The organism is Shewanella benthica KT99 (assembly GCF_000172075.1).
Classification (GTDB): Bacteria; Pseudomonadota; Gammaproteobacteria; order Enterobacterales; family Shewanellaceae; genus Shewanella; species Shewanella benthica_A.
Genome location: NZ_ABIC01000009.1, coordinates 135194 through 141378, shown reverse-complemented (window position 1 = coordinate 141378; position 6185 = coordinate 135194). Strand labels below are relative to the sequence as shown.

Genomic DNA, 6185 nt, shown 5'->3' with positions numbered 1-6185 from the left:
TCTTCGATAACAGAAATGGTGAAGATAAAAAAGCCAGACTCGATTTTAATGAAGATAATGCTAAAACGGAATTAAAGCGCTTCGGTTATGACCTGTTCCGGGGTGAGCCGACAACCTTTGCCCCTGTTTCTGATATCCCAATCCCAAGTGAATATATGGTTGGGCCTGGAGATAACATCAAGGTTCAGCTCTACGGCAAAGAAAATAAACAATATGATCTGGTTATCAATCGTGAAGGCGTAATTCAATTTCCTCAGCTAGGGCCGATTAATGTCGCCGGCTTAAATTTTGCGGAACTGAAAAAGCAGTTAACCACACGTATCAAGCATCAAATGATCGGTATTGAATCTAATATCACCATGGGTGAGCTACGTTCAATTCGAATATTTGTTGCAGGTGATGCTTACAAGCCGGGTTCATATACAGTATCGAGTCTATCGACGATTACCCAAGCCTTGTACGTATCCGGCGGTGTAAACGAGATAGGTTCACTGCGTAACATTCAGTTAAAACGTAATGGCAAGCTAATAGGCACCATGGACCTTTATGACTTGCTCATGAGAGGTGATGCATCAGGAGATAAGCGTCTTCGTTCTGGCGATGTGGTGTTTATCCCCTCTGTGGGTGGGTTAGTGAGTGTCACCGGTGAAGTGCGTCGACCCGCTATCTATGAGTTAAAGAAGCATGAAACCATAGGCGATATTATCGCTATGGCTGCTGGGCTTAAACCTGGAGCCTATCCAAGAAGTAGCAGTGTCGAGCGATTCAATAGCAAAGGCTTAAGAACAGTCACCAACCTAGATTTAACCACAGACAGCGGCAAAGCCACCAAAGCTCGCTCTGGTGATGTGATCAGAATAAAGAGTGCATCGAACCGCTATGAAAATGCCATCACCGTTATCGGCGCGGTAGTTCGTCCCGGTAAGTATCAATGGTACCAAGGGCAAAAAATCAGTGATCTGCTTCCATCAATATGGGGCGACTTACAAGCCTCGGCAGATCTTGATTACGCTATTATCGTGCGTGAAATAAATGACTATGGTGATATTGAAATCCATCAGTTTGCGCCAGGGTTGGCGATTAGTGATAAAGCCGCTGCCGACGACCTGTTATTAAAATCTCGAGATAAGCTGATTTTCTTTAACTTTAACGACGAAGCGCAAAATCGCTATGAACTCAATAAACTCGTCAAAGAGAGAGTTGCCAAGCTGACTGAACTGGCTGGTGATTCATTGCTTGGCAATGACGTATTCAAAGCAGGTTTCTCACAGTTGCAAAAACAAGGCCTAGTCCAACGCAGTGAATTAGGTGGGGTGATAATTGCTCAAGAAGCACCAGCAGACGACGAAGCTACTGCAATCATTGGTGAAGTCAATAAGATGTTATTTAATCTGTTTGACGATAAAGACCTGATTAAGCTCAGTAGCGTAATGAATAGAGGAGAGCTTCTCTATCCGGTAGTCATGAAGCTCAGTAGTCAGGGCCGTGCGGGTAAGGGCGTCATGGTCGTTGCCATCAATGGTAAAGTGCGCCATCCGGGGATATATCCTTTAGCCGTTAATGCCAGAGTCAATGATTTAATCAAGGCTGGCGGCGGCCTTAAAGAAGGTGCCTATACTGCCAGAGCAGAACTGACCAGCACGGTGACAGACGATAGCGGCTCGAGTATTCATCATGCCAATATCGATCTTAAGAGTGCCATTCAGGGAGATGCGGCGGCTAACATCTTGCTCAAAGGCCGTGACATATTGACTGTGATGACCACACCTGAGTGGCAAGAGAACAAAACGGTAGAGATCCGTGGTGAAGTTAAATTTCCAGGCGTTTATAACATACGTCGCGGTGAATCACTTAAAGATGTACTAAAGCGCGCCGGTGGCTTTACCGAATATGCCTATCTGCCATCTTCTGTTTTTGTACGTGAGTCAGTTCGTCTGCAAGAGCAGTTAGAGATCAAAAAGCTCGCCGATCAACTGCGCCGTGATATCGCTACTCGTGGCGTATCTAAAGACGGCAACGTGGTCAACTACGCCGATGCACAGTTGATGTTAGCTGATTTAGAGAATATTAAAGCCGTCGGACGCCTAGTCGTAGACCTATCTGCCATTTCAATCGGCATCGAACAAGCAGATTTGCAGCTTGAAGATTCAGATGTGTTATACATACCATCCACTAAGCAGACCATTGCGGTAATGGGCGAAGTACAACATGCCGCGACTCACAGATACAAGCAGGGCTTAACACTAGACCAGTATCTTGCAATGTCTGGCGGAGTAAGAGAGCGCGCCGATGATGACAGAACCTACGTCATCAAGGCCAACGGTTCGGTGATGATGCCAAGTAATTCAATGTGGTTCAGCAATGAAGATAATCTTCAGCCTGGTGATACCATCATAGTACCGCTAGATACCGAGTACAGAGATAATCTATCGCTCTGGACGCAAGTGACCCAAATACTGGCGAATACCGCAGTGACATTCGCCACAGTCGCTAATCTTTAAAACAGAAGGCTAGGACGTTCGCAAGCTCACGGCTAGAGCGGACTTCGTCCTGCTATAAAGGCTAAGAAGTGCGATGACTTTGTCATCTGCTAGGACGTTCGCAGGCTCACGGCTAGAGCGCTACGCTTCTAGAGCGGACTTCGTCCTGCTATAAAGGCTAAGAAGTGCGATGACTTTGTCATCTGCTAGGACGTTCGCAGGCTCACGGCTAGAGCGCTACGCTTCTAGAGCGGACTTCGTCCTGCTATAAGTGCTGAGAACTAGAGCGTTCGTTTTGCTCATCTTTTGCTTGTATAGAATCTAGCAGCGCAGCGCTCTCGCCAGCCGCAGGCTGCACTAGCAGGCCGAAGGCCGCTCTGCCTCAAGGCTGAGGCGTTCGCTTTGCTCATCTTTTGCTTGTATAGAATCTAGCAGCGCAGCGCTCTCGTCAGCCGCAGGCCGCTCTGCCTCAAGGCTGAGGCATTCGCTTTGCTCATCTCTTGATTGTATAGAATCTAGCAGCGCAGCGCTCTCGTCAGCCGCAGGCTGTACTAGCAGGCCGAAGGCCGCTCTGCCTCAAAGCTAAGCATAAAAAACCCCCCTTACCGTGGTTTTGGAATAGGTAGCATATGCGATTAACTGAACAGCAAATTACCATAATAAAAAGTGAAATTGAGAAAAAAGATCCAGATGCAAAAGTTTATTTGTTTGGTTCACGCGTCGATGATAATGCATTAGGAGGAGATATCGATTTGCTTGTTCTTTCTAAAGTGATTGATTTCTCACAAAAAATAAAAATACAAGCGCAGCTTTTTATTAAACTTAATGAACAACAGGTCGACTTGTTAGTAGCTAAAGATACTGAAAAACCATTTGTACAGCTCGCACTCTTAGACGGGATTTTATTATGACAAATCAACAAAATAAGAGGGCGTTACAGCAAGCCTTGTTAAAAGAAAATAGTAATCATCTGCTATTGGCCAGTAAACAACTAGAAGCTTCATTTACACGTTGTAATTTAATCGCGCTAAAACCTGAAAACCTAGGCTTTGAAGAATTAGAACGTTTTGAAGCATTAACAAGCCGTTTTGCAAGGCTTGCGGATCTAATTCTGCAAAAAGCGATTAGACTAATAGAATCACTTGAACTCGAAGGATCAGGTACTATTTTAGATCGCATCAATAAAGCGGAAAAAAGAGGGATAATTGCTAATAGTGAGCAGTTTATCGAAATTAGGCAGCTTAGAAATAGCATTGCCCACGAATATGACGCAGATGCATTAATAAAAATATTTGAAGATTGCTTGGGCTTTACTCCGGTATTATTAAGTACTGTTGGAAATATCACGGAATATATTGACAACAAAGCACTATTATCATCAGTAAAACCAAACTAGAACCATAGAGCGAAACCGTTTACAAGGGCTGAGAACTAGGGCGTTCGCAGGCTCACGGCTAGAACGCTACGCTGCTAGAGCGGACTACGTCCTGCTATAAACGCTAAGAAGTACGATGACTTTGTCATCTTCTAGGGCAGTCGCAAGCTCCTTGCTAGGACGTTCGCAAGCTCACGGCTAGAGCGGACTTCGTCCTGCTATAAACGCAAAGGATACACACATGATCTCGCTTTTATCTTTTGATTGTATAGAATCTAGAAGTCGCGAAGCGACGCTCTCGCCAGCCGCAGGCTGTACTAGCAGGCCGAAGGCCGCTCTCGCGACAGCTCGTATAGAATCTATCAGGCACGCAGTGCCGCTCTAGCCGTGACGAAGTCACGACCTAGAAGCGCAGCGCTCTGACGACTGAAAGGAGTCCCCTCAAATGAGATTCGAACAACTGGACGTTTGGAAAAGAGCCTCAAGATTGTCCTGTGCAAACAGCCTTGAGCGATAAAAAGAGTTAAGGCTACAGAGAAAGTACAAAACTGGGGCTTCAAAGATCAAATAACCCGCTCAGGCCTTTCGGTACCTTCAAACATAGCTGAGGGCGAGGAGCGAGAAACGGCTAAAGAAAAAATACGTTTCCTGTATTACGCCAAAGGCTCATTAGGCGAATTGGTCACCCAGTTATACATCGGAATTGAAATCGGCTATCTAGAAAAGCATTCCTCAATGGAAATGGTAAAAGAAGCCAAAGAGCTCGCAAAGATCTTAGGTGCAATGATCAAGAACAAAGAGTCACAGATATAAAGGCTAAGAAGTACGCCCTTTGGGCTGCTAGAACGTTCGCAAGCTCACGGCTAGAACGCTTCGCTGCTAGAGCGGACTTTGTCCTGCTATAAACGCAAAAGATTAGGCTGAGGCGTTCGCTTTACTCATCTTTTGATTGTATAGAATCTAGAAGCGCAGCGCTCTCGCCAGCCGCAGGCTGTACTAGCAGGCCGAAGGCCGCTCTTCTTATAGAGCCTAGAAAACACAAATTAGTACAAGAAGCGAGTATCAACAGATACCTGCTCGTATAGAAGCGAAGCGCACTAGCCGCGAAGCGTCCTAGAATCTAGTCTCTCAGTCATTAGAGCCTAGAAAACACAAATTAATACAAGAAGCGAGTATCAACAGATGCCTGCTCGTATAGAAGCGAAGCGCACTAGCCGCGAAGCGTCCTAGAATCTAGAGTTTAAATAACCAATGAACAACATTCAAAACCAAGACGCACAATTCACCCAATACCCAAATCAACAGCTAAAAGCAGACGATGAAATTGACCTTCGCGAACTCTTCGCTGTCATCTGGCAAGGCAAATGGCTAATCATCGCCATCACTGCAGTTTTCGCTATTGGTGCTGTTATTTTCGCCATCATGCAGCCCAACATATATAAATCCGAAGCGCTGTTAGCACCAGCCTCAGAAGAGCAAGGCGGTGGTTTAAGTGCATTAGCAGGTCAGTTTGGCGGACTCGCAAGTATGGCGGGGATTAACCTAGGCGGTGGCGGCGGAGTTGACAAGACTCAGATGGCAATCGAAGTGATGAAGTCTCGTCGGTTTACCAGTCAGTTTATTCAAAGGCACAAGATTTTGCCTGACTTGATGGCAGTTGATAAATGGAACATGGTCGACAATAGCATCAGCTACGATGACGAGTTATATAGCCTAAGCACTAATACCTGGTTGCGTGAAGTTAACGCCCCGTTTAAGCCTGAACCCTCGATGCAAGAAGCCTATAAAGTGTTTACTAAAATTGTGTCAGTGAGCTCGGATAAAGATACTGGCATGGTCATGGTATCCGTAGAGCATTTATCGCCAGCAGTTGCTCAGCAATGGGTGACCTGGTTGATTGAAGACATTAACCAGGTGATGAAAGAGCGAGATGTCGACGAAGCTAATCGCAGTAGTGAATTCTTAACTAAACAGATCGCATTAACTAATGTCGCGGACATAAGATCAATTTTGTACAAATTGATAGAAGAGCAAGCCAAAACAATTATGTTCGCCGAAGTGCGTGATGAATATGTATTTAAGACTATCGATCCGGCGTTAATCCCAGAAGAAAAGGCTGGGCCTAAACGAGCACTAATATGTGTGTTAGGCACCTTGCTTGGTGGTATGTTGGCCGTGATGCTAGTGCTTATAAGACACTTCGTTAGAAAAGAAGATTAAACTCGCTCCCGGAAAGATTTTTAATCCTGTAATCCCGTGACCATAGGTCATTCCGTAAGAGAGCTTGCGAACGTTCCGTTAACACAGTGTTCGTCAGAAACTTATACTTA

The 6185-nt window shown here is 45.4% G+C and carries 4 protein-coding genes and 1 pseudogene; all 5 read left to right on the top strand.

Annotation, left to right across the window (positions count from 1 at the left end):
* Window positions 1–2501: SLBB domain-containing protein (locus tag KT99_RS06400; protein ID WP_005498172.1), on the top strand; the 2501-nt coding region annotated here is incomplete at its 5' end.
* 608 nt (window positions 2502–3109) lie between these two features.
* Window positions 3110–3391, top strand: a complete 282-nt coding sequence (locus KT99_RS06395) for a nucleotidyltransferase domain-containing protein (protein ID WP_005498170.1) — start codon at window positions 3110–3112, stop codon at window positions 3389–3391.
* Complete coding sequence (locus KT99_RS20070) at window positions 3388–3876, top strand: hypothetical protein (RefSeq protein ID WP_005498168.1); 489 nt, start codon at window positions 3388–3390, stop codon at window positions 3874–3876. Before KT99_RS06395 ends, KT99_RS20070 begins: the two co-directional genes overlap by 4 nt.
* Before the next feature lie 424 nt (window positions 3877–4300).
* A pseudogene (locus tag KT99_RS06385) lies at window positions 4301–4668 on the top strand (four helix bundle protein).
* A 438-nt stretch (window positions 4669–5106) separates the two neighbouring features.
* Window positions 5107–6075, top strand: coding sequence for a Wzz/FepE/Etk N-terminal domain-containing protein (locus tag KT99_RS06380; protein WP_005498164.1), 969 nt, complete (start codon window positions 5107–5109; stop codon window positions 6073–6075).
* Window positions 6076–6185 lie beyond the last annotated feature (110 nt).